20 protein-coding genes, 3 tRNA genes and 2 pseudogenes are annotated in these 25,536 nt (G+C 43.2%); 16 read left to right on the top strand and 9 right to left on the bottom strand.

What is annotated here, in order from left to right:
• Positions 1-3: 3 nt before the first annotated feature.
• The 5 genes and pseudogenes from ACINWC323_RS06335 to ACINWC323_RS06350 all read left to right on the top strand — a co-directional run bounded on the left by ACINWC323_RS06335 (position 4) and on the right by ACINWC323_RS06350 (position 4,419).
• Entirely contained in the window at positions 4-1,011 is a 1,008-nt protein-coding gene (locus ACINWC323_RS06335) for a DNA-directed RNA polymerase subunit alpha (RefSeq protein ID WP_004660372.1), read from the top strand.
• 18 nt (positions 1,012-1,029) lie between these two features.
• Entirely contained in the window at positions 1,030-1,395 is a 366-nt protein-coding gene (rplQ, locus tag ACINWC323_RS06340) for a 50S ribosomal protein L17 (protein WP_004641032.1), read from the top strand.
• Between the two features lie 188 nt (positions 1,396-1,583).
• Positions 1,584-2,081, top strand: a pseudogene (locus tag ACINWC323_RS0119250) (GNAT family N-acetyltransferase).
• Positions 2,082-2,300: 219 nt separating this feature from the next.
• Complete coding sequence (locus ACINWC323_RS06345; RefSeq protein ID WP_005227403.1) at positions 2,301-3,791, top strand: flavin-containing monooxygenase; 1,491 nt, start codon at positions 2,301-2,303, stop codon at positions 3,789-3,791.
• 124 nt (positions 3,792-3,915) lie between these two features.
• A complete protein-coding gene (locus tag ACINWC323_RS06350; protein ID WP_009514002.1) occupies positions 3,916-4,419 on the top strand; it encodes a DUF2059 domain-containing protein in 504 nt (167 codons plus the stop codon).
• 49 nt (positions 4,420-4,468) lie between these two features.
• Here ACINWC323_RS06350 and ACINWC323_RS06355 read toward each other — a convergent pair whose 3' ends face one another.
• The gene (locus ACINWC323_RS06355; protein ID WP_005227399.1) at positions 4,469-5,641 is read right to left on the bottom strand and encodes an acyl-CoA dehydrogenase family protein; all 1,173 of its coding nucleotides are present in this window, start codon (positions 5,639-5,641) and stop codon (positions 4,469-4,471) included.
• Positions 5,642-5,829: 188 nt separating this feature from the next.
• Here ACINWC323_RS06355 and ACINWC323_RS06360 point away from each other — a divergent pair, with 188 nt between their 5' ends.
• The 7 genes from ACINWC323_RS06360 to ACINWC323_RS06380 all read left to right on the top strand — a co-directional run bounded on the left by ACINWC323_RS06360 (position 5,830) and on the right by ACINWC323_RS06380 (position 14,049).
• Positions 5,830-6,087: an FAD assembly factor SdhE gene (locus ACINWC323_RS06360; RefSeq protein WP_005227398.1), complete on the top strand. Its 258-nt coding sequence runs from the start codon at positions 5,830-5,832 to the stop codon at positions 6,085-6,087.
• Positions 6,074-6,469 (top strand): hypothetical protein, encoded by a 396-nt coding sequence (locus tag ACINWC323_RS06365; RefSeq protein WP_032881608.1) that lies wholly within the window; start codon positions 6,074-6,076, stop codon positions 6,467-6,469. Before ACINWC323_RS06360 ends, ACINWC323_RS06365 begins: the two co-directional genes overlap by 14 nt.
• Before the next feature lie 207 nt (positions 6,470-6,676).
• A complete protein-coding gene (locus ACINWC323_RS0119245) occupies positions 6,677-6,880 on the top strand; it encodes a hypothetical protein (RefSeq protein ID WP_005227396.1) in 204 nt (67 codons plus the stop codon).
• 359 nt (positions 6,881-7,239) lie between these two features.
• Positions 7,240-8,343 carry a hypothetical protein gene (locus ACINWC323_RS06370; protein WP_009513892.1) on the top strand — a complete coding sequence of 368 codons (1,104 nt, stop codon included), beginning with the start codon at positions 7,240-7,242 and terminating at the stop codon, positions 8,341-8,343.
• A gap of 77 nt (positions 8,344-8,420) precedes the next feature.
• Entirely contained in the window at positions 8,421-8,990 is a 570-nt protein-coding gene (gene rrtA, locus ACINWC323_RS0119240; RefSeq protein WP_032881607.1) for a rhombosortase, read from the top strand.
• A gap of 150 nt (positions 8,991-9,140) precedes the next feature.
• A complete protein-coding gene (locus tag ACINWC323_RS06375) occupies positions 9,141-11,351 on the top strand; it encodes a TRAP transporter large permease subunit (protein ID WP_009513919.1) in 2,211 nt (736 codons plus the stop codon).
• Positions 11,352-11,844: 493 nt separating this feature from the next.
• Complete coding sequence (locus ACINWC323_RS06380) at positions 11,845-14,049, top strand: TRAP transporter large permease subunit (protein ID WP_009513807.1); 2,205 nt, start codon at positions 11,845-11,847, stop codon at positions 14,047-14,049.
• A 57-nt stretch (positions 14,050-14,106) separates the two neighbouring features.
• Here the strand turns inward: ACINWC323_RS06380 and ACINWC323_RS06385 are convergent, their stop codons facing one another.
• Together ACINWC323_RS06385 and ACINWC323_RS06390 are read right to left on the bottom strand one after the other, a co-directional pair.
• Entirely contained in the window at positions 14,107-14,982 is an 876-nt protein-coding gene (locus ACINWC323_RS06385; protein ID WP_032881606.1) for a DMT family transporter, read from the bottom strand.
• Between the two features lie 90 nt (positions 14,983-15,072).
• The gene (locus ACINWC323_RS06390; protein ID WP_009513786.1) at positions 15,073-15,852 is read right to left on the bottom strand and encodes an AraC family transcriptional regulator; all 780 of its coding nucleotides are present in this window, start codon (positions 15,850-15,852) and stop codon (positions 15,073-15,075) included.
• A 117-nt stretch (positions 15,853-15,969) separates the two neighbouring features.
• Between ACINWC323_RS06390 and ACINWC323_RS06395 the strand changes: the two genes are divergently transcribed.
• On the top strand, positions 15,970-16,884 hold the full coding sequence (locus ACINWC323_RS06395; RefSeq protein ID WP_009513799.1) for a DMT family transporter: 915 nt from the start codon (positions 15,970-15,972) through the stop codon (positions 16,882-16,884).
• A 49-nt stretch (positions 16,885-16,933) separates the two neighbouring features.
• Here ACINWC323_RS06395 and ACINWC323_RS06400 read toward each other — a convergent pair whose 3' ends face one another.
• The 5 genes from ACINWC323_RS06400 to rnr all read right to left on the bottom strand — a co-directional run bounded on the left by ACINWC323_RS06400 (position 16,934) and on the right by rnr (position 22,791).
• Positions 16,934-17,383: a hypothetical protein gene (locus ACINWC323_RS06400; RefSeq protein ID WP_032881604.1), complete on the bottom strand. Its 450-nt coding sequence runs from the start codon at positions 17,381-17,383 to the stop codon at positions 16,934-16,936.
• Positions 17,384-17,394: 11 nt separating this feature from the next.
• Positions 17,395-17,601, bottom strand: a complete 207-nt coding sequence (locus tag ACINWC323_RS06405; protein WP_004660391.1) for a YheV family putative metal-binding protein — start codon at positions 17,599-17,601, stop codon at positions 17,395-17,397.
• 38 nt (positions 17,602-17,639) lie between these two features.
• Positions 17,640-19,679 (bottom strand): M3 family metallopeptidase, encoded by a 2,040-nt coding sequence (locus tag ACINWC323_RS06410; RefSeq protein ID WP_009513906.1) that lies wholly within the window; start codon positions 19,677-19,679, stop codon positions 17,640-17,642.
• 99 nt (positions 19,680-19,778) lie between these two features.
• Positions 19,779-20,294 (bottom strand): hypothetical protein, encoded by a 516-nt coding sequence (locus ACINWC323_RS06415; protein WP_009513856.1) that lies wholly within the window; start codon positions 20,292-20,294, stop codon positions 19,779-19,781.
• Between the two features lie 58 nt (positions 20,295-20,352).
• The gene (gene rnr, locus ACINWC323_RS06420; RefSeq protein ID WP_009513949.1) at positions 20,353-22,791 is read right to left on the bottom strand and encodes a ribonuclease R; all 2,439 of its coding nucleotides are present in this window, start codon (positions 22,789-22,791) and stop codon (positions 20,353-20,355) included.
• 260 nt (positions 22,792-23,051) lie between these two features.
• On the opposite strand from rnr, the gene ACINWC323_RS06425 reads away from it, so the two are divergent.
• The 3 genes from ACINWC323_RS06425 to ACINWC323_RS06435 all read left to right on the top strand — a co-directional run bounded on the left by ACINWC323_RS06425 (position 23,052) and on the right by ACINWC323_RS06435 (position 23,352).
• Positions 23,052-23,141: transfer RNA gene (locus ACINWC323_RS06425), tRNA-Ser, on the top strand.
• Between the two features lie 11 nt (positions 23,142-23,152).
• Positions 23,153-23,229 (top strand) — tRNA-Arg (locus ACINWC323_RS06430).
• 46 nt (positions 23,230-23,275) lie between these two features.
• A tRNA-Arg gene (locus ACINWC323_RS06435) sits at positions 23,276-23,352 on the top strand.
• A gap of 120 nt (positions 23,353-23,472) precedes the next feature.
• Here ACINWC323_RS06435 and ACINWC323_RS06440 read toward each other — a convergent pair.
• Positions 23,473-25,536, bottom strand: a pseudogene (locus ACINWC323_RS06440) (beta strand repeat-containing protein); the annotation flags it as partial.

Raw genomic sequence — 25,536 nt, 5'->3', positions numbered from 1 at the left:
TAAATGACGCGTACTGCAAACGAGTTTCTAACTCCGCAAGCGATCAAGGTCGAAGCGGTGAGCGGGACCTCGGCAAAAGTGATTCTGGAACCTTTAGAGCGTGGCTTTGGTCATACTCTAGGTAATGCTTTACGTCGCATTCTATTGTCTTCTTTACCTGGCGCTGCTGTGGTTGAAGTAGAAATAGAAGGTGTCGAGCACGAGTACAGTACTTTAGAAGGCTTGCAGCAGGACATCGTCGAGCTCTTGCTGAACCTAAAAGGATTGTCTATTAAGCTGTTCGATCAAAATGAAGCATATTTAACATTAGAGAAACAAGGGGCAGGTGACGTAACTGCAGCTGACCTTCGTTTACCTCATAATGTTGAAGTGGTTAACCCTGATCATTTAATCGGTACTTTGAGTTCTTCTGGTTCATTAAAAATGCGCCTGAAAGTTGCTCAAGGTCGTGGTTATGAAACATCTGACTCACGTTTCCCTGAAGGTGAAACACGTCCAGTAGGTCGTTTACAGTTAGATGCTTCTTATAGCCCAATCAAGCGTGTTTCATACACAGTAGAAAATGCTCGTGTTGAACAACGTACCGATCTTGATAAGTTAGTGATCGATCTTGAGACTAACGGAACTGTTGATCCAGAAGAAGCAATCCGCAAAGCGGCAACAATCTTGCAACAACAAATTGCAATTTTTGTTGATCTTCAGAAAGATCAAACTCCGGTTGCTCAAGAACCTCGCGAAGAAGTTGACCCGATTTTGCTTCGTCCAGTAGATGATCTCGAGCTAACTGTTCGTTCTGCTAACTGTTTGAAGGCAGAAAATATTTACTACATTGGTGATCTTGTTCAACGTACCGAAGTTGAGTTGTTAAAAACTCCTAACCTAGGTAAAAAATCGTTAACAGAGATCAAAGATGTTTTGGCATCGAAAGGTTTACAACTCGGCATGCGTTTAGAGAACTGGCCACCAGCTAGTCTCCGTATGGATGACCGTTTTGCCTATCGTAGCCGTTAATTAAGTAGGACTATCACCATGCGTCATCGTAATAGTGGTGTGAAATTAGGCCGTACAAGCAGCCACCGTAAGGCGTTGTTCCAAAACTTAACAAATGCTTTAGTTGAGCACGAGTTAATTAAAACAACTTTGCCTAAGGCGAAAGAACTTCGCCGCGTTGCTGAGCCTTTAATCACTTTGGCAAAAAACGATACAGTAGCAAACCGTCGTTTAGCGTTTGCTCGTACTCGTTCTGCAGCAACTGTTGGTAAATTATTTACCGTTCTTGGCCCTCGTTACAAAGAACGTAACGGCGGTTATCTTCGTGTTCTTAAAGCGGGCTTCCGTGCAGGTGATGCTGCACCGATGGCTTACGTTGAACTCGTTGACCGTGAAGTAAAATAATACTTCTACGTGTAGAACAGTCAGTTGTTCCAAAAAAGGCCGGTGTAATAACCGGCCTTTTTATTGTTTGTTTTTGATGTTTTCCGAGATGGGAAGATTCTCAATAATAATTTGCTTATCAATATTGGTTTGAGTATTTGACCATTGTGCTAAATTAAGCTGAGATACTATAAAAAATTTAAATACATATATTAGATATTGAGATTAAAATTCTAAGTGTGAATGAGCTGAATGATTTTAGAGAGATTCGGCTTTCAGCTTTAGCAAAAGCCCCTGCAATGTTCGGTTCTACTTATGATGTAGAAATCGTAAAGCCGTTAAGTTTTTTTCAAAGTTGCTTATCAAATTCAACAATTTTTGGGGTTGATCATAAAGATAGAATTATAGGCTTGGCGGCGTTAATACAAGAAAGTGGAATATAGTTGGTTCATAAGGCTGTTCTATCCAGTGTATTTATTGAACCAGAATTTCAAAGCCAAGGCATAGCAACCGCATTACTTCGTGCTGTTATCGCCTATAGTCAAGCACAGGTAGAACAAGTTTTGCTGACCGTTGCCGCAGATAATCAGTCAGCCATCAAGCTATATCAAAAAATGGGCTTTGAGGTGTATGGGGTAGATAAAAAAGCCTTGAAAAATAACAATGAATATACGGATGAGCTGTTGATGAAGCTTTTTCTGCGCTAGGGTACAGCTGTAATAATCTTAAGACTTATACCATCTTCTTACTCGATTAAAGATATTCAATTCAGAAATCCAAGCAAAAATCTCAACATTTTTGCCAGCAGATTTTTATCAAAATGTCCCGAACTGATATAAAAAAACCGATGAATGACTAAACTTGACATTGTGTATTGTCAAATTTGTGCTTTAATAAAGACATGGTTTATACAGGGTATAAAAAAAATGGAAAAGCAAGTTGATGTATTAATTATTGGTGCAGGGATCTCAGGAATCGGATTGGCTGTACACCTCTCTAAGAACTGTCCACAACGTAAATTTGAAATCTTAGAACGTCGTGACAGTTTTGGTGGAACTTGGGATTTATTCCGTTACCCTGGTATTCGCTCTGATTCGGACATGTCGACCTTCGGTTTTAACTTCAAACCATGGGCAAAAGAAAAAGTGCTTGCGAGTGGCGCTGAAATCAAAAGCTACTTAAGCGATGTGATTAGCGAAAATCAGTTGAAAGAAAAAATCCATTTTGGTCATCGCGTGCTTTCTGCAAATTACGATTCAAGCAAGAAAAAATGGTCTGTTGAGATTGAAGATAGCAACAAGAAAAAGCAAACTTGGTCCGCAAACTTTGTGATGGGCTGTACCGGTTACTATAATTATGATCAGGGCTATGCACCGAAATTCCCGAAACAGGAAGATTTCAAAGGTCAGTTTATTCATCCGCAACATTGGCCTGAAAACCTGGATTACACCGGTAAGAAAGTCGTGATCATTGGTAGTGGTGCAACTGCAATTACCTTGGTGCCTTCAATGGTCAAAGGTGGGGCAGGTCATGTAACCATGTTACAGCGTTCACCAACCTATATTGCAACCGTGCCTTCAATTGACTTTATTTATGAAAAAACCCGTAAATTTATGTCTGAAGAAACCGCTTATAAATTTACCCGTGCACGTAACATTGGCATGCAACGTGGTATTTATGCGCTTGCACAAAAATATCCAAAAACAGTACGTCGCTTATTGCTGAAAGGGATTGAGTTGCAGTTGAAAGGTAAAGTTGACATGAAACACTTTACCCCGAGCTATAACCCTTGGGATCAACGTTTATGTGTGGTACCGGATGGCGATTTATTTAAAGCATTACGTCAGGGGCAGGCCAGCGTAGAAACGGATCAAATTGAGAAGTTCACGGCCAATGGCATCCAACTAAAATCTGGTAAGCATCTTGAAGCAGATATCGTCATTTCTGCAACAGGTCTGGAAATTCAGATTCTGGGTGGTGTGAAAGGGTCAATTGACGGTAAGCCAATGAACACTTCACAACATATGCTCTATCAAGGGGTGATGGTCAGCGATGTACCGAATATGGCCATGATCATTGGTTATATCAACGCCTCGTGGACCTTAAAAGTTGATATTGCCGCTGAATATATTTGCCGTTTGCTCAATCATATGGACAAGAATGGTTTTGATGAAGTGATTGCGCATGCGGACCCATCACAACTGGAACACGACACGATTATGGGCAAAATGTCTTCTGGCTATATTGCGCGTGCCGCAGATGTGATGCCGAAACAAGGCAAGCAAGCGCCCTGGAAAATTACCAATAACTATCTGGCAGACCGTAAAGAGTTGAAAGATGCTAAATTTAATGATGGCGTTCTACAGTTTCACAAACGTGATGAACATGCTGACCGTAAACCAAAACTGGTCTCGTAATGTAGTAACCTGATCATTGAAAACCCTATGTCCATACATAGGGTTTTTTATTGGAAATAAGCTTTGAATTGTAAAAATATCACGTATATTGGGCAGATTAGAAAATTAAGATAGGGATGATTGGATGAAAAAACTTATCATTTTGGGGATCATGTTATCAAGCAGTCTGGCTTTTGCTGATGATGCAAAACAGAAGGCAGCGATTGCACAAAAACTGGTATCGGTCGATGGCACGGAACAGGGGTTGCAAAACACCGATAAAATGATTCTAGAGCAAATCCGGATGCGTTTGCCCAAGGATTTGCCAGAAAGCTTCTATAGCGATTTAACTAAGAATCTGGATAGTGAGCAACGCAAGCAGTTTATTGTACAGCGCTATGTCGAAAGCTTTAGTGAAAAAGAATTACAGGCTGCGTTGAACTTCTACCAATCTGCTGAAGGGAAGGTCTGGGCCAAGAAAGCTAGTGATGTTGGTAGTGAGGTGGCACATTTCACCACACAAAATGCGCGCAATGCACTGAATACCACCATGCAACAGTATAGTGAAAACCCTAAGGTCAAGCAGTTAATGCAACGGATGAATCCGCAAGCTGCCCAGACGGGCAATGAGAAAACAGAAGTTAAATAAATAAAAAGGGATCATACATTAAGCATGATCCCTTTTTGTTTTTCTGTCTTTAGAGAGTACGGGAAATCAATTCTTTCATGATTTCATTGGTACCTGCATAAATACGGTTGGCACGGTTGTCGATATAGGCACGTGCGATTGGATATTCCAGCATGTAGCCATAACCACCGTGTAACTGTAAACATTCATCCACCACTTTCGAGAACATATCGGAAATTTTATATTTTGCAGCGGCAGCAGCATCGACTCCTAAGCTTTCTTCGAGTTGTAACTCCATACAGCGATCTAAATAAGTGCGACAGAAATCAATTTCCGTCCGTAATTCAGCCAGTTTAAAACGGGTGTTCTGGAAGGTGCTAATGGCTTTGCCGAAGGCTTTACGGTCTTTGGTATATTGCACAGTATGTGCAAAAGCGGCTTCAGCACCAGCCTGACAAATGATAGCAACCAGCATACGTTCCCATGCCAATTCTTTCATCAGCATCATAAAACCCATACCTTCCATACCGAGCAGGTTTTCTTTCGGAACGCGAACATTGTCAAAGAACAGCTCACAGGTATCCTGACCTTTCATCCCGATTTTATTCAAAGGTTTGCCTTTACTGAAGCCCGCACGATCTGCTTCCACAATAATTAACGACAGATTGGCTGAACCTTTTTCACTATTGCCAGTCTTACACACCACGATGGCCATATCGCATAGATAGCCATTGGTAATAAAGATTTTCGAGCCATTAATCACATAGTCATCGCCATCCAGTACCGCGGTAGTACGAACGGCTTGCAGGTCTGAACCTGTTCCTGGTTCAGTCATGGCAATCGCGGTGACCGCTTCACCCGTTGCCATTTTTGGCAGCCAGTGCTGCTTTTGTGCTTCATTACCAAAGTTGTTGATATAGTTGGCCACAATATCTGAATGTAATGAAAAACCAGTGCTGGAGTCCATGGCATAGGCTTGTTCTTCAATCAGAATCATACTGTAGAGACGATCAACACCTGAGCCGCCATATTGCTCTGGCATGGTGGTACACAGCAAGCCAAGCTCACCGGCCTTATTCCATAAGTCGCGGTCAACATGTTGTTGTTTTTCATATTTTTCAATATTTGGAACAACTTCTTTTTCATAGAATTTACGTACAGTTTCACGAAATGCTTCATGATCAGAAGTAAAGAGTTTACGCGCGAGCATGTTTGGAACTGGACGAATTGCACCTGATTGCATTTGTTATATTTTCCCTGGTTTGTTGAATGTAGATCATCCTCTTCACCATACAAGAAAGGGAAAATAGTGAACAATGTGATCAATGCTCAATTTGATTGATGTATTTGGTCAGTTGAGAAAAAACGCTGCGAAGTTAAAGGGGGATCAGGTACACTATCAGAGTAAATGATTGCATAGTGGAACAGATAATGTCTGATGAAATGACACTGGAAGAACGTAAGGTCGTGTATCGTGCACGTCGTGGTTTAAAAGAAATCGATGTATATTTTGACCCATATGTTAAAAATTACTATCTCACTGCCGATCCGGCTGAAAAGGCCTTATTCGCAGAACTGGTTGATCAGGAAGATCCGGATTTACTGGACTGGTTCATGGAAGTTGGGGAACCGCCAAGGACTGAACTGAAAGCATTTATTCTCAAACTAAAACATTATGTCCACGGCTGATCGTGTTTTTGAGTTGCAATACAGTCGTTTTTCGATGGTATTGCAACTGTTTATGCTGCTGTTGATTGTTAGCCTGACGTATTCTTTGTTTTCTTTGGCTGTATGGTTAGGCAGTTGCTTCATATTGATATTGAGCTGGTTACTATTTCTGCAGCAACCCCGATTAAAACGTTTTGAGCATCTCGACCAACAGGCGTGGTCATTTGAATTTTACGATTCATCTCTTCCGATCCAGACCCGATCCATCACAAGAATAATTGATCATCAAGCTTATATCGTGCTGTGTTTTTCTGATCCAAAACATAAAAATTTCATCATCTGGTGGGATCAGTTATCATTTTTACAGTGGAAATCCTTAAAATTACAGGCAAAACTGGGCTAATTGTTTGACAATTTTACATCTGTATATAATTAATTATTTTATAAATTTCAATGATATATTATTTTTAAGCGTGTATTTTGCTTCGATTGTTAGGTTAAAAACTCTAAAAAATAGTGAAAATTATGATTGTCAGACAATCTGCCCCTCAAGACCGATTTATTTTCGTTAAAGTACAAACACCAACGTAAAGTGTGGTGGAGGTCCAAAATGGAAATTCCAACATGGTCGTTTCTGGTGATCGCAATTGTGTTTGCGATTGTAGTAGGAAGAGCAGGAACTTTACTCAGGGAATATCTTGAATCACATCAACCTGTTGCTGTGACCAAGAGAAAGAGATTGAAAGTATCATCAATATATCACGCTCCTGTGAATATCGATGGTGAACGCCAATCTAGTATCTATCAAAAGTAGATACGAAAAGTGTAGGAGGTCTCTATGGAGATTTCAATGTGGATGTTTCTGGTAATTGCGATCGTTATGGCGATTGTAGTAGGAAGAGCCGGGACATTACTCAAGGATTTTTTTCAACAAAACTAAAAGATAAAGAGTTTCACGATTTTACCAGTTAATAAGTAGCATGTGCTGAACCGTCGCAATGCTACTTTTTTTTGCCTGAAATTTCTGTATCGCCGCAGATCTGTCAATTTATTCATGTGTGAAGTATGTCAAAATGTCCCTGTAAAATTAGAGCAATTACTCTTTAATTCAAGTATTGCATCTGATAATGTACAGCTAAAAGGAAAAAACAAATTATTAGAGGGACAGGAAGTATGTCTAAACTCCATAAAATTGGACAGGGCATCGCGGTAGCTTTGCTGACAACATCAATGTTATCTGGATGTTCATATGTTGTTAAAACTGGAGCAAATGTCGCATTAGGTTTTGGTGAAAAACATATCGTTCCACCGATTTTGGCCATGGATGATGCTGAAATGGTGTGTAACTCAGGCAATGCATTAACGCCTGCAGTGATGTCAACCAAAGATATGGGTGCCGATCCAACACGTATGGCTGTGCTGCTGTATACCGCAGCAGGAATTTGTGCTGAGAATCAGGCATTGGAAGCAGAATTACGTTATTTACGTGCATCTAAAGCAGGTCAGGTTTCGGAAGCTCAAGACGCGCGTATCGAGCAGAAACGTTGGGCTGGGATTGCGGCTGAACGTCAATATGCAGGTTATCAACTTTTTGCCCATCGTTGGGAATCAAAATACAAATATAAATTAGGCGATTCATGCCCAACCATGCGTAATGATCTGGATCAGACCGTGTATTTACTCGGTATGGTGAGTGGCTTGCAAGCCATGACCAATGACATTAACTCGGGCGGTGCAATCAATGTGCCTAAGGATATTGCCGGGATTGTTGAGCGTGGCATGACCTGTCTGGACAATGAAAAATTCTGGGGTGCGCCAATGGCGACTCGCGCCGTGATCTGGACTTTATTACCTGGCGCTGGCGATGGTAAACCTGAACCGTATGCCACCATGAAACAATCAATGGCGATTGGCGAGAAGAAAGGTGTGCGCTTATCCCATGCTTTATATGCTGTTGCAGCACAGGCCAGCGGTGATGATGCCAAATTACGTGATGCATTGCGTTCTTATGCAGCCGCAACAGGTGATGACAAACCTGCAAATCCTCAGTTCAGACTGATTGATAAAATGGCTGGTTTGATGGTACGTGGCATTGCAGACCGTTACTGGACTGAAAATACCGGTGTCAGAGCAAGCGATGAAGGCATGACCACATTCTGGGATGACAAACAAGAAAGTTCAGCTGAACTGGATTCACTCTTTGATGGGGGTGGCGAGGCAGCCTCTGCACCAGCACAGGATGAGGCCGCTCCAGCGCAAGAAACGCCAGCTGAGTAACCTGAATTAAACGGCCTTTTACCTCACCAGCACTTACACTGGGTAAAAGGTCTGTTTTTTCAAGAGGTGGTCAATCAATGAAAGATCAAATATGGATAGAAAAAGTCATTTTGATCGCGATATGTGTATCCATATCGGCATGTCTGCAAGTTTTTTCCGATTATTTCATTTACTGGAGACCGAGCTTACTTACTGAATTCTGGCGGTTATGGACTGCACATTGGGTACACGTGGGCTGGATACATTTTCTGTTAAATATGCTGGCCTTTGCGTGCTTACCTTTTATTTTTCCACATGTTCGCAATTGGCATTTAGGGGCATTACTACTGGTCTTGTCGCCATTCATCAGCTTGGTTTTCTATTTTTACTTACCTTATATTGATGCCTATGCAGGTCTTTCAGGCGTACTACATGGCTTGTATACCGCGGTAGGACTGGTATATCTGCAGTATAAGAACGAACGTAAATTTGCCATTCTGGTCTTGGTACTGATTATTGCAAAACTGGTCTGGGAAAATACTTTTGGACAAACGGGTACAGCCCAGCTCATCGGTAGCCCAGTATTAACAGAGGCACATTTGATTGGAGCAATTGGAGGGCTTTTATGTGGTTTAAGCTATTTATCTATAAGAAAGATTATAAATTAATATGATGTTCATCCGGAAAATAGACTTCATTTGGTGGGGATAAAGAGGGATTGGTGAAAAAAGAGGATCATAACAGTTCTCTATCAGCCATATACATTGCGAAATTCAACATCTTTGGATGGATGTTGATAAAAATAAACTGGAATAGACATGCAACATGATCAACAGAAAAAATCTGGATTAGGTCTACTGAGTCATATTTGGACCGAATGGATATCAACTTTTGTTATTCTCTTCTTGTTACTCATGACACTGATTATTGGTACTGGAGAGATGATTCACGGTCAGTTATTACGTATGGGCGAACGCCTGTATGGTGATCCTGATATCGGCATGCAGTATTCATTTCTTCGGGCAGAACCAGAGAAGCCAACCTGTGATAGAAATCCGAATATTGATGCACAAGTTCAGGAGCAAATGAAAATAAATGCTGCTGATGAATTTGCAAGTATGTTTGGGGTCGCTTCCGAGTCTGATGTCCGTGCTTCTCTCATTGCCGCACAACAGCAATGTGAGGAAAAATATCAGTTCTACGACAAGGCCATGAAGCACATCGAAGCGCATCCAAGTGTTCGTACCTATCGTCAAATTGAAACCAGTTTCTTTGGGATTTTTAAATTTGGTACGGAAAATCGTGCCTTGTTCTTGGTCATCATGGTGGTATTTGCAGCCATTAGTGCCACACTGAAAGCACATCATATCGGTTTAAGAAGCCCTGCCACTAAAATTGATTTCCGTATTTATAGCATTGCCATGCTGCTCGGCAATGGTTTACTGACTTCATCCGTGCTCAGTCAATATAATTCGGTGATGAACTCAGGCGTACCTGTAACCGCTGAAATGAAGATTATCTATTGGTTATGGATGATCTTATTTGCAGTTTTGAGCTTAATCAGTCTGTGTCAGTTGATCAAGTCACCTACACCGACCCGTGAAGGCGGCAATATTGGGCTTGCGTTCCTGAGCGTCCCTTTATATGCCTACATGGCCATCATTACCGGGGTTGCATTTACCTTCTTCATGGATTATCCAATGGGGCAAGGCATTTATTTGGGCCAACTGGTTGAGTTCTCCAATATTTTCTTGAACCTTGCCTTGTTCATCTGGGCCGGGATGTTGTTAAAACAGACCCGTATTGTGGACCTGTTCCTGAATATTCTGCGTCCCTGGAATCTGGCTCCTGAAACCTTGACCTGGTTAATTTTGATTGCCGCTGCTTTACCTACAGCCTATACCGGAGCTTCGGGTATTTTTGTTATTGCTGCGGGTGCGATTATTTATAAAGAGGTTTGGAATGCTGGGGGACGGCGTCAGTTCGCGCTTGCGGCTACGGCATTATCGGGTTCATTAGGTGTTGTGCTTCGTCCATGTCTGTTAATTGTAGTCGTAGCCTCCTTGAATAAAGAAGTGACGACTGATCTGCTGTATCGATATGGAATGTACACTTTCCTACTGACCTCGACCCTATTTCTGGTGGTGGCATTATTCTTTGCAGAACAGAAATTCAGGATTGCCCCTTTTAAACTCGCGTTACCTAAATCATTACGTGCCTTTGTTCCGGTTTCACCGTATATCGTGATTTTCATTCTGATCTGGCTGTTCTACAAACATGCGCTGGCGACAGATCTAAACGAGTTTACGGCACCAGTGATGATGCCTGTGATTCTGCTGTTAATGGTTATGTTCGATAAGCTGCGTAAAGAACCTGCGCCATTGGCACCTGTAGGGCATTGGGACAGTACATTGAAATCTTATACGATCTCTACAGATGGAACTGAACCGGTACCCCAGATTAATCCGGAAGATGATCCCCGCAATCCGGAACGTCGTGTTTCTTTTGGAAAAGCTTTACATTTGTCGACGAGCGAGACAGTAGGGCATATCGGGGCTTTGGTGATCTTGATGGCACTTTCAGTCAGTGTCGGCGGATTCCTGGAGCAGATTCATATCATGGAGACTTTCCCGCAAGATATTAACAGTACATATGTGGTCATTACCCTGATTGTATTGCTGATGATTTTTGTGGGTATGATTATGGATCCATTTGGTGCGGTCATCCTGATTACCGCAACTGTGGCACCTGTCGCTTATCAATACGGGATCGACCCTGTACATTTCTGGATGATTGCATTGATCGGATTTGAACTTGGCTATGTAACGCCACCAGTGGCATTGAATCACCTGTTAGCAAGACAGTCGATTGGTGATGCAGAAGTGGCAGAGGCTGATGCAGAAGTCCGACATTTATCCTTTTACTATCGTTATGAGCGCTGGATCTTACCATTACTCGTGATGGTACCAGCTATATTAATCATTGCTTATGTGCCTTACGCCTTGAAGTTATTTGGCTGGTATAGCTAAGCTAAAAAACAGGTACCGCTCGGTACCTGTTTTTTTGGGCAGTTATAATTTATAAAATGATTGTTGCTATGATATTGATTAAATAATAAGGTGAATGAAACGGCACTAACCAAAAGATGAATACCGTCCTGCAAGTTATAGAGGATGAACATAATAGTAAGAAAGGCCGATAAGCAGGGTATCAACAGACTGAAAATTTGGATGGCAAGTGATTAAAGTCAGTTAGCCATACAGGGGTAAATGAGTAAGCTATTTTTAAGCAATAAAGTTTATAAATCCGGTCATGCCAAGAAAAACTTAAGTGAGTAAATTGATAAAAACAACCAACAAAAAAGTGATTGCAGTCATTCTTTTTTTAAAAAGTTTGCTGCAAATTTAAGCGGTTTAAAAGGGATTGGTGATTTAAAGGGTAAATTCATTTATCTATCAACCATGGACAGCGCATGATTCAACATCTTTGGATGGATGTTGATAACAATAAATTGGAATAGACATGCAAAATGATCAAGAGAAAAAGACTGGATTGGCCCGGTTAGGCTATATCTGGAATGACTGGATATCCACATTCATTATTCTTGCCTTGTTGCTAATGACTTTGCTTATTGGGACAGGTGAAATGATTCACGGTCAGATGCTTCGGATGGGGGAGCGTCTCTATGGTGATCAAACAACAGGGATGCAATATTCGTTTTTGCGGGCAGAGCCTGAAAAACCATCTTGCGATCGACATCCGAATATTGAGGCACAAGTTCAGGCGCAAATGAAAGCCAATGCTGCTGATGAATTTGCCAGCATGTTCGGAGCAGCTTCTGAGGCTGATGTGCGTGCGTCTTTATTAGCAGCCCAACAGCAGTGTGAAGAAAAATATCAATTCTATGATAAAGCTATGAAGCACTTGGAAGCGCATCCAAGTATTCGTACTTATCGCAAAGTTGAAACCACTTTCTTTGGAATCTTCAAATTAGGTTCTGAAAACCAGACTGTAATTCTGCTGGTTATGGTGTTGTTTGCTTCAATTACAGCATCATTGCGTTACCACCATATTGGTTTACGTGCACCAAAAACCAAAATTGACTTTCGTGTCTATTCAGCCCTGATGGTAGCGGGGAATGCCTTACTGAGCTACTCAGTGGTTAGCCAATATCATTCTGTACTGAATTCTGGGGTTGAAGTTGCAGGGAAAACGGCGGTCTTGTACTGGTTGTGGATTGCATTATTTGTCTCCCTGACCATTATCAGTATCTTTCAGTTTATCTTTATACCGAAGACGGCTCAGCCGAAGGGTAATTTTGGTTTAGCCTTACTCAGCGTTCCACTGTACGCGTTCATGTCGCTAGTGACCGGTATTGTATTTACCTTCTTCATGGACTATCCAATGGGGCAAGGGATCTACTTGGGTATTCTGGTGGAATTCTCAGGTATTTTCCTGAATCTTGCACTGTTTATCTGGGCTGGTATGTTACTCACCCAAACCCGTGTGATGGATTTATTCTTAAATATCCTACGTCCATGGAATCTGGCACCGGAAACTTTAACCTGGTTGATTCTGATTGCAGCAGCGATTCCAACCGCTTATACCGGCGCTTCTGGGATTTTCGTAATTGCGGCCGGCGCAATCATTTATAAGGAAGTCTGGAACTCCGGCGCGCGTCGTCAATATGCATTGGCTGTATCGGCAATGTCAGGCTCTTTAGGTGTAGTGATTCGCCCATGCTTGCTGGTGATCCTGATTTCAATGCTCGACAGCCGTCATGTGACTTCTACCGAATTATTTGATCACGGTATCTATGTCTTCTGGTTAACTGCGTTTATTTTCCTCGGTGTTTCATTGATTCTTGCCGAAGAAAAATTCCGTGTGAATTCACCTAAAGTTGCGGTACCGGGCATGTTGCGTGCATGTGTCCCTGTCATTCCTTATGTGATTATCGGTTTTGCTGTCGTGATGTTCTATAAGCTGGCTTTAGATACATCTATTAATGAATTCACTGCACCAATGATTTTACCGTTGGTGTTGATTGCAATGATCTTGTTTGACAAGCTCTTCGCATCAAAAATGGCGCCAGCGCCTGTGATTGATCCTAAGCATGAAGCACTGGTTCGTGAACACGAGAAAAAATCTGAGTTCCTCAAGTCTCATGATCCACATGGCGGTAAGCACTTTGGTTTTGGTGGTGCATTACGTTTTGCAACCTCAGAAACAGTTGGACATATCGGTGCGTTGATTCTGCTAATGGCCTTGTCTGCAAGCGTCGGTGGCTTAATCGAACGTGCTGAAGTGGTGGAATTATTACCAACACACTTGGGCAATATCTATATTTCACTTGCCTTTATTGCACTGTTACTGGCGATTATTGGGATGACCACCGATCCATTCGGTGCGGTGATTCTGGTGGCGGCAACGGTTGCACCTGTGGCCTATGAGAATGGTATTTATCCGATCCACTTCTGGATGATTGTACTAGTCGCCTTCGAATTTGGTTATGTAACGCCACCGGTTGCCTTGAACCACTTGCTGACACGACTCTCCGTCGGGGATGAGGAGGTCTCGGCTGCTGACAGGGAAGCGAAAGAGAAATACACCAGTTTCTACTTCCGTTATGAACGTTGGTTATTGCCGATTATCGTATTGTTCTCATCGTTGGTGCTGGTGACCTATGCACCGTATATCTTCCAGATGTTTGGCTGGTATAAACACTAATAGCGAAAATTAAAAAAGCACCTTCGGGTGCTTTTTTAATGTCTTTATTTTTATTTATTAAGTCTGCTTTTTGCTTTGGATCAGCGGACTGCATAATAAAATTGCCAATAAAATAATGCCGAAACCCATCACACTGTATAAATCTGGCACTTCATTCCAGAGTAAAAAGCCCCAGATTCCGGCGAAGATAATCGCAATATAATTCACAGGGGCAATCTGTCCAGCAGGGGCAAGACGGTAGGCATGTGACATAAAAATCTGGCTGACATTGGCTAGGACACCTGCCGCGATCAGGAAAAATAACTCATGCAAATGATAAGGTCGCCATACCCAGAACATCGGAATCACCGAAAGCAGGGAACCAATCAGGCAGAAATAAAATACGATCCGTTCAGGTGGTTCGGTTTGGGTCAGGGCACGAACGGTGACAAAGGCCATAGAGGCCAATAGACTTGAACTGATGCCGACAATGGAGATCCAGTTTAATAAACCTTGATCGGGTTTTGCCACACAGAATACGCCAATAAATCCCAGCCCTGCAGCGCATAGCATCGCCGTGGTAACTTTTTCTTTCAGGAATAACCAAGCAATTAAAGGAATAAAAATCGGCGAAGAATAGGTAAATACCATGGCATTGGAGAGTTTCAGATGTGCGATGGCATAGAAGAAGCCATACATGGCAGCAAGGCCAACAATACTGCGCCAGGTATGCATCCACAGTTTTTCCGTTTTTACAAATCCAATGCCTTGCTTAAAAATAAAAGGCAGAAACAGGATCAGCCCCACCACATTACGGAAAAACACAATGGTGTAATTATCGACCGTATGAGAAGCATAACGAATACAAATACCCATTACAGAGAAAAGTAGTGCAGAAATCGTTAGGCAACCAATCGCCACAAAGAGATTGCGATTCGTTTGGGGAGTATCCATAACCAGGGCAGTATCGAGAATTTGGGCTTATTTTATGCCTGTGCGGAAGTGAAGGGAATGTATTTTTCTAATAGGACTGCTTGATACACATCAAAAGATGTGATCAGAAAATTGTTTCAGATAATCACTCGGTGTCATGCCAGTTTCACGTTTAAACATGGCACTAAAGGCACTGGGACTCTCATAGCCTAAATCTAAGGCCACATTCAGCACGGGTTTATACATGGCTAAATCAATCATGGCCTGCATCAGTTTTGCCTGCCGAACCCAATGGGAAAAATGTAGGCCAGTTTCTTTTTGAAAATGACGTGCCAGCGTTTTAGTGCTGATATGTAAGTGTTGCGCACTTTGTTCCAGACTCCATTCTAAAGCCAGATTTTCTTTAATGCGCTGGCATAACTGCTGGAGTTTGGGGCTTTGGGGTTCGGGTAAATTAAAAGCCAGTGCGGGTAGGAGACGCACTTCGTCCAGAATTAGCTGTAGCAGCCTTTCATTGCGACTAGCTGGTTGAATATGGCTTTGTATATGCATCGCACTACTGATCAATTCACGTAATAACGCTGGAATTGCCACCACGCGACATTGGTCTGGGAGATCCTTTTGAGTTGAGCTTTCAATAAAAACGCCTCTTGCTTTAACTTCACCACTGCTCAGTAGCGCATGCGGTTTTTGGGCAGGTATCCAGACGCCTCTTCCAGGCGGTGTAATCCAGATGCCTTCATGGGTTTGTACCCGAATCACGCCAGTCAGGGTATGGATTAACTGGATACGGTCATGGCTATGCCAGTCTTCAATATGGCCATGCGGATAATTCTCCGAGAAGGCATAGACCGGATAATCCAAAAAACCATGTTTAAAGTTTTTTCCCATACTCAGCTAAACCCAAAATAATTTGTCCTTTTTGCGATAGTTGTCGTCTTTTTATCGAGCAACTATAAAGTGATTATTTTTTAGCATGATCGGTACGGCTATGTACAGGTTTTGATTATGTTTCAGAAAGCTTATTTTTATCCATTGTTCGCCATTTTATTTTGGGCAGGCAATGTGGTGGTGTCCAAAATGGCCAGTCATGCCATTTCTCCTGTGGCAATTACCTTTTATCGTCTGGTACTGGCGCTCGCGGTGATGAGTACCTTTGTATTGATTCCGGTCTGGAAAAACCGCCACACCATCCAGCAATACTGGAAGCAATTGGCATTGGGCGGTTTCTTGTCGGTGTCATTATTTCAGTTCTTATCCTATCAGGCCGCAGCGACGACCACGGCAACCAATATGGCGATTGTCACCGCCTTGATTCCATTACTCACCATGATCTTGAGTAGCGTGATGCTCAAAGATCGGATCAGCTATGGCATGTTATTCGGCGGCGCACTGTCTTTTTATGGCATTTTATATTTATTGGGTCATGGCAGTATTCGCAATGTATGGGGGCAGGGCGTACATCTCGGCGATGGCTTGATGCTGGTTGCAGCAGCAGGCTATGCTTTATATGGGGTGTTATTAAAACGCTGGAAAATGCCGATTCCGGCCTGGCAATCGAATTTCGTCCAATCCAGCTTTGCAATTTTATATGTCTTGCCATTCTTTGTGTTTTTACCCGCCCAAGATATACAGTTAAATCAGCAAACCATTCCGCTGATTGTTTATGCCAGCATTTTCTCATCGGTGTTGTTGTCTTATTTATGGATTGAAGGGGTCCGACATTTAGGACCGAATCGCAACAGTATCTTTATGAACCTGTTGCCTTTATTTACTGCCTTGATTGCAGTAGCCCTACTCGGCGAACATTTGCAAATGTTCCATTATATTGGTGGTGGTTTGACTTTGGTGGGAATCTTGATTGCGCAAACGATTCAGAAACCAGTTCAGTTGAAATCGCGTTCTGAACAAATTTTAGATTAAAACGTTCAGCAATAAAAAAGCTTTAACGAAAGTTAAAGCTTGTTCGGTTTCAAGAGTGATTCTGGGCAGCAAGTTGCGCTTCTAATAACTTGATCTGCTCTTCCTTCAGTTTAAGCATTTGATCAACATCTTCATGTTGCTGCTTAAGCTCATGTTGCTGGTCTTGAAGTTGCAGGTGAATATCATCCAGTTTGGCAATTTCTTCCTTGGCCAGACTGTCATTGGTTGGAAGCGGCGCTTTAATAATCGATTCTTCAACCAGCTTAATCGGCTCTACAGACTCATTTTCCGCAGTCACGGTTTCATTGCTGACAGCAGGGTCTGGTTGAGACGTGGTAACAGCGGTCTGCGCTGCAGGTTGAGTTGGTGTTGTTGTCGATTGCTGATCTTTTTGTGCTAAAAACCATTGGACAGCAAGGAACAGAACCACAACAACACTTATTCCACCGATGATCATCCATAATAATCTGGAATTTTCAGTTGGATATGTGGACATCATTTTTAACCTTTCTAGTCAAAATGACGAGGTTTGAACTGTATCACCCCAATTTCATCTGGCTCAGCGGGTTGTTGCTCTTCCACGTGGGTCGGGCGTTTTTCGCTGTAAGCACATTCGATACATTCAATCCACTCGTCATCCACAGTGATGATCTTAACCACACGATCTAACGCTCCACATTTGGGACATTTTGCACCCGCGATGAATTGTCTTTTCATGTCAGTTAATTACACCCTGTGAATAATAATGACATAGTTTAAGCGGTTTTATCTGTGTTCGTCCAACCTTGATGACGTAATAACGCATCTATTTTAGGCTCTCTTTTTCGGAAATTGCGAAACGCATCAAGTGCTGTATCTTTTCCGCCAACTGCTAGAATAAACTTTCTAAACTCTTTTCCAGTCTCGGTATTAAAAATACCTTCGCTTTCGAAACGGTCAAAGGCATCACTGGCTAAAACTTCTGCCCATTTATATGAGTAGTAGCCCGCAGCATAGCCACCCGCGAAAATATGACTGAAACTGTGCTGGAAACGGTTATAAGGTACGGCAGGAACAACGGCAAACTTATGGCGAATCTCGTCCAGCGTTTCCTGAATTTGCTGGCTGTTTAAAGCTGGAGCTTGGCGGTGAATGGTCAGGTCAAACAGCGCAAATTCAATCTGACGTAGGGTTTGCATACCAGACTGGAAGAAACGTGCATTTAATAATGCTGATAGCAGTTCTTGCGGCAGGGTTTGTTTGGTTTCGGTATGTTCACTCAGGACATCCAGACTTTCATTGTCCCACGCCCAGAATTCCATGAACTGACTTGGTAATTCCACTGCATCCCACGCCACGCCATGTGTACCTGCAACCGAGATGTTATCCACTTCGGTAAGCATGTGGTGTAAGCCGTGTCCGAATTCATGGAATAAGGTAATCACTTCATCGTGGGTCAGCAGGGCAGGTTGATCGCCAATCGGTGGAGTAAAGTTACAGACCATGTAGCAAATCGGTTTTTGCAGACCATTGGTGGTTTGTACGCGGGAACGGAAGCCGCTCATCCATGCACCACCACGTTTGCCATTGCGGGCATATAAATCGAAATAGAAACCACCGACCACTTGGCCTTGATCTTCAATTTCAAAATAGCGCACATCATCCTGCCAAACGGCTGCCTGACGTTCGACGATCTGGATACCGTACAGGCGTTGCACGATCTGGAATAAACCTTGTACTACTTTTGGTGCAGGGAAATATGGCTTTAGCGCCTCTTGAGAAAGGTTGAATTGTTGTTGTTTCAACTTTTCAGAATAATAGGTTGCATCCCACGGTTTAAGTTCTTCAATGCCATCTTGTTGTGCAATGGTCTTAAGCTCTGCAATTTCAGCCAGTGCTGGGGTGCGCGCATGTTCTGCCAGATCGACCAGAAATTTATCCACCGTTTCGACATCAGGTGCCATTTTGCTGGCCAGTGAATATTCAGCGAAATTATTGAAACCCAGCAGTTGTGCCATTTCCTGACGTAAGCTCAGGATTTCTTCCATCACTGGGGTATTATCAAATTCAGTCTTGTCAGACTGCTCAGATGCGCGGGTAACATAGGCCTTATACAGCTCTTCTCTTAGTTCACGATCCTCGGCATAGGTCATAATTGCAAAATAGGCAGGGAAGTCGAGTGTGGCAACAGCCTGTTCAAGCTCACGCTGTTGTCCGTATTGTTTTAACAGTTCAACGCTGCTTTGCGGTAGGCCTTTGAGCTGTGCTTCTGTTAAAGGCTTAAAGTAGGCCTGGGTTGCATCAAGCACATGATTGGAGAAGTCCGAAGATAACTGCGATAAACGTGCCGAAATTTCTGCATAACGTTTTTTCGCTTCGCCTTCGAGAGCCACACCAGACAGTTTAAAGTCACGAAGTGCGAGCTTAATAGCACTTTGTTGGGCTTCACTGAGTGTTTGAAATGCAGGGCTATCATGAATCTGTTGATAGGTTTGATATAACGCCGTGTGTTGTCCAAGCTGGGTGTAGTATTCGCTTAAACTTGGTAACAGGGCCTGATACACTTCACGGGTTTCGGCATTGTTCATCACAGCATTGAGATGCGACAAAATGCCCCAAGACTCACTCATATTATTTTCAAGCTGATCGACTTCACTCAATGTCGCCAGTTGTGCTTCGGTGCCTTGTGGAACCTCATTAAGTTGATTCAGGAAGACTTGACCGTTTTGAATCGTTTGTTCGATCTGTTGTTTTAAGTCGGCAAGTTGAATCTGATCAAACTGGGGAGTGGGAAGTGTCGCTTGCTGTAGTGTCATTGTATTTTTGCCATATCATTTCTAAACATAGTTATAGATGTAGGGCTTAGCGGGAGAGAAATCAAGGCTAATAAAATATTTTTGAGTTTTGCATGTGTATCACTCATTTGAATCAGGAAAGCGTCTTTTTGTTTCCTCTACTCTTAATTCATTTGAAAGAAAAGAGATTGTAGGCTCAAAAGAATAAGTATATATCCCTAAAATTGATTTATTGGAATTTTCATAGAATTTACCAAATCCATTATCAACAGTTAGTTCCCATTCGAAATTTTTTTTATAATGCTCGAAAAGATATTTTTGAATTTTTCTCAATTGAACAGGATCTTCTGTTTTAAGACTGTAATTGATTTCATGCAACTTTCCCTTCCACTCGGTTAATTTAATATCAACAAGTTCAGCTTCAAAAAAATAATATTTTGATTCCTGAATAAAGTTTTTATTGGGGCTGTATTCTTGCAGGGGGAATTCAGATTGAATCTTGGAAAAGTCTGAAAAAAGAGAAAATACGGGAATATCTAGGTGCATTTCTTTAGATGTCGAAGAGATAATTTTTTCAGTTTGTGCCAATAACTGGGATGAATGTAAGAGTAAAAAGAGGATTAAAAATATTTTCATGATATTAACAGTTATAAAGTGAATGGCTTTAAGGTGTTAACCCTAAAGCCATTATAAATTACTCAGCCTTTGCTTTCGCATTCGACTTTTTCTTTTTCACTTTCTTTTTGGCCTTCTCTTTCGTTTCAGGCTTAGCAGCTGCTTTTTTAGCTGGCTTTTTACTATAAGAACTTGGTTTGTTCTTATCCTTTTTCTTGCGTACAGGCTTTTCGCCGTCTTCACTGACTTTAGCTTTCATCGATGAAGGTGCTTTGCCAAATACTTCTTCAGTTGTTGACGCACGATTCGGACTAGAAGGATTCGCAGTACGAGGTGCTTTCTGGCGAATCACACGGCCGAGATGGGTTAATTGCTGAACCAACTGGAAGTCAATTTTACGTTCTTCCAGATTCACGCCTGCCACTTGAATCTTGACTTCATCACCAAGGCTAAATGATTGACCACGATTCTGACCGATGAGGCTTTGGCTGGCCTGATCATACAGGAAGAAGTCTTCACCGAGCTGACTCACATGAATCATGCCATCCACATACAAGTCTTTGAGGGTGACAAACAGGCCGAACTCGGTTACTGCGCTAATCACGCCGATAAACTCGTCACCCAAATGCTGTTGCATATAATGGCATTTCAACCAGGTGGTGACGCTGCGTGATGCTTCATCGGCACGACGTTCAGTTTGTGAGAAATGCTCACCCGCATCATCTAATGCTGCACCTGAAAGTGGGTAAGGTTTCTTATCAAGATAAGCCTTAATCGCACGGTGTAACAATAAATCCGGATAACGACGAATTGGCGAAGTGAAATGCGTATAGGCTTCATAAGCCAGACCGTAATGTCCCGCATTGTTCGCACCATAATAGGCTTGCATCATTGAACGTAACAGTACTGCATGAATACTTGGTGCATCCAGACGATCTTTGGTCGCTTCAATCACAGCTTGGTAGTCGGCCTGAGTTGGCTGTTCAGGGAACGGTAAGCCTAGTAATTTGACGAAATCACGCACTTTTTGGATGCGGGAGAACTCGGGTGCTTCATGCACACGATACAACATCGGAATGTCATGCTCTAATGAATACTCTGCTGCGGCAACGTTGGCCAGCAACATACATTCTTCAATCAGTTTATGCGCATCATTACGGGTACGTGGCAAGATTTCCTTGATTCCGCCTAGCTCATCAAAAGTCATGTAGGTTTCAATGGTTTCAAACTCCATTGCATGACGTTTGGCACGTAACTCTTTCAGCGTTTGGTAAAGCTGGAATAAAGTGTTTAATGATTTATGAATGGTTTTATCTGCCGGGATGGCATCTGTGGCACCTTCAAAATACTGGCCGACTTGGGTATAGGTCAACCGTGCCTTGGAATGCATCACCGCAGGGTAGAACTCATAACCTGTCACTTTACCGGCACGTGACAGCTTTAAATCACAGACCATACACAGACGGTCTACATGCGGATTTAAAGAACATAGACCATTGGATAAGGCTTCGGGCAGCATCGGTAACACGAAGTGCGGGAAATAAACCGAGGTCCCACGCTCTTCAGCTTCTTCATTTAAAGGTGAATCTAAACGGACGTAATGGCTCACATCGGCAATCGCGACCACCACACGATAACCACCACCTGCACGTTTTTCTGCAAATACTGCATCATCGAAGTCGCGTGCATCTTCACCATCGATCGTCACGAGGGGTAAATCACGCAAATCAACACGACCTTTACGATCCTGTTCAGAAGGTTCTTTAAAGCTTTCGGCTTCCTTAATCACAGCTTCTGGAAATTCATAAGGCAAACCAAATTCTAGAATGGTCTGCGGAATAATGATTTCTGTATCGGCTTTATCCGCCATCGACTGCACCACATGCCCGGTCGCCAGTTCTTCACGGGTCGGGTAGTCATCAATAGCCACGCGTAGCATATCGCCCACTTTGGCATTGGCATGTTCAATCAATTCTTTTTCTAAGGTAATCGGTTGATGCTGATTGGGATTGCCCGGTTGAATAAAATATTCACCTTCATGCTCAGCCACTTTACCAATAATCTGTTTAACCCGGCGTTGTACCACTTCGGTAATAAAGCCCCAAGCTTTACCTTTACGGTCAACGGAGGTCTGGCGGACTTTAACGCGATCGCCATTAAAGACCAGACGTAATTCGCGTTCAGGCAGGAGCACATCATCCTGACCTGCAATGTTGGCAGTCCCCAAACCTTTACTATTGATATAGACCGTGGCTTCATGGCTCGGTAAATCGGTTGCAGGCTGGTATTTGAATCCATCCTTCATCAATTGCCCATCACGCACCATCGCACTTAAACGATGATTTAATGCATCAATACTTTTCTGATCGGGGATATTGAAGTGGTCAACCAGTTCTGCATGAGACTGTGCAGCTTTTAATTGTTCTAATGTAGTTAAAATAAGAGTTCGGCTAGGAATAGGATTATCGTAACGTTGCGCTTCTGCTTTTGCTTCGGGATCGGCCCAATTTTTAGTCATATCGTTTCATTTCACATCTGGCAGATCGGTTTAGCATAAGTCATTCAAACTCTAACTGCACGTCAAAGATTGCAAGATTCTGTTTATTGGCCCGATCCAAATAAAGGAGATAACGCTATATTAACAAGCGTAGAACTAAAAAATGCTGAAAAAATACGAAAATTGATTAAAAAGTATTTGATTGAGCTGAAATAGTGGAAAAAAATAGGAACATCCCTTGTGTAATGTGGTTTTAGTTTGTATTATTGCGCTCGTGTTACGGTGAGATGGGTGAGTGGCTGAAACCACATCCCTGCTAAGGATGCATACGGGTAACTGTATCGAGGGTTCGAATCCCTCTCTCACCGCCACTTTACTTAAGGCGCTCATAGCTCAGCTGGATAGAGCACTTGGCTACGAACTAAGGGGTCGGGAGTTCGAATCTCTCTGAGCGCACCAAGTAAAGATTTAAAGTAACACACGCCTGAATAGGCAGATAAGTAATGCGCTCATAGCTCAGCTGGATAGAGCACTTGGCTACGAACTAAGGGGTCGGGAGTTCGAATCTCTCTGAGCGCACCAACTTAAAGTGAAGAAACCGCTTAATTGCGGTTTTTTTGTGCCTGAATTTTACGGATCGTAGATCATAAATATTAGAAATATAAAAAAGCCGCTGATCAGCGGCTTTTTTATTTGATCTATTTAGAAGTGATTTACAGAGCTGAAGAGATGATCTGTAAGATTGTTGAGTGGAGATTGCAGTGAAACAAGATCTGTTAAAGCACCACTATTTGGATTTGGTTCGCCAACAGCAATGCCTGAAGATACAGTACCCGTCAATGCATCCAAGATGCCATCGATACTTCCATCAATACTATAATCACCATTGCCAGCACTTACACTGATGAGGTTATTAATACCGTCAAATGAACCGTCACTGAACAGTGTGCTGACATGATCTTGCAAGCTATCAATCGTCACATTTCCATTACTGATTACGGTCTGAATCGGTTGAGCAATGCCAGAAATAATATCTCCGCTATTTACACCGCCGCTGATACCACCTGTAATGCCACCGATGATGTCAGTGATCGAACCTAGAGGGCCGCCTTCACCACCACCGATACCACCTGTAATACCGCCGATAATGTCAGTGATCGAACCTAGAGGACCACTTTCGCCACCGCCGATACCGCCAGTAATGCCACCGATGATGTCAGTGATTGAGCCTAAAGGACTGCCGTCACCGCCGCCTATACCGCCAGTGATTCCACCGATAATGTCAGTAATCGAACCTAGAGGACCGCCTTCGCCCCCACCGATACCACCCGTAATACCACCGATAATGCCTGTGATTGCGCCTAGAGGACCACCATCACCACCACCGATACCACCCGTGATGCCACCAAGCAGGCCACCAACATCAGTCAGGTCACCAACTGCGTGTTGAACCAGACCAGAAGCAGTGGAACCATTGTTAATCAATGTACCTACCACACCTGTAAGCGAACCGGCAGCGCCACCAATATCAGCACCTGCCAGATCAGAAATGGCTTCAAGTGTGCCGTTAACGGTATCGCGAGAAGTTTCAAAGGTGAGGGTACCGAGATTGGTCAGATCAGTCACTGGATGAACACCCGGAAGCACGCTACCAATTGCACCGCCGACCGTGCTAATACCGGTGTTTATAATATCGGTTTTCAGGCTTTCGACACCTTGTAGCACATCAATACCAGTTTGAATTACGCCTGTAACTGGATTGTTGCCTAGGTCACCGCCCGTAATGCCACCGATGATGCCTGTAATTGCACCTAAAGGACCACCTTCGCCGCCACCGATACCGCCAGTGATTCCGCCGATAATGTCAGTGATTGAACCTAAAGGGCCGCCTTCACCGCCGCCAATACCGCCTGTAATGCCACCGATGATGCCTGTGATTGCGCCTAGAGGGCCGCCTTCACCACCGCCGATACCACCCGTAATACCGCCAATAATGTCAGTGATTGAACCTAAAGGGCCACCTTCACCTCCACCGATACCACCCGTAATACCACCGATAATGCCTGTAATTGCGCCTAGAGGGCCGCCTTCACCACCGCCAATACCACCAAGCAGGCCACCGACATCAGTCAGGTCACCAACTGCATGTTGAACAGACCGAAGCGTGAACCTTTTGATCAATGTCCACACACCGTAAGGAACGGCAGCCCACCAATATCAGCACCTGCCAGATCAGAAATGGCTTCAAGTGTGCCGTTTACGGTATCGCGAGAAGTTTCAAAGGTGAGGGTACCAAGATTGGTCAGATCCGTAACAGGATGAACACCCGGAAGTACGCTACCAATTGCACCGCCGACCGTGCTAATACCGGTGTTGATAATATCGGTTTTCAGGCTTTCGACACCTTGTAGTACATCAATACCAGACTGGATTACACCAGTAACAGGATTGTTGCCTAGGTCACCGCCTGTAAAGCCACCGATGATGCCTGTAATTGCGCCTAAAGGACCACCTTCGCCACCACCGATGCCACCCGTAATACCGCCGATGATGTCAGTGATTGAACCTAAAGGACCGCCTTCACCACCACCGATACCACCAGTAATGCCACCGATAATGTCAGTGATTGAACCTAAAGGACCGCCTTCGCCACCGCCGATACCACCAGTAATGCCACCGATAATGCCTGTAATTGCGCCTAGAGGGCCGCCTTCACCACCGCCAATACCACCAAGCAGGCCGCCGACATCAGTCAGGTCACCAACT

This window comes from Acinetobacter sp. WC-323 (assembly GCF_000314615.1).
Classification (GTDB): Bacteria; Pseudomonadota; Gammaproteobacteria; order Pseudomonadales; family Moraxellaceae; genus Acinetobacter; species Acinetobacter courvalinii.
This window is presented reverse-complemented; position numbering and strand designations above follow the sequence as displayed.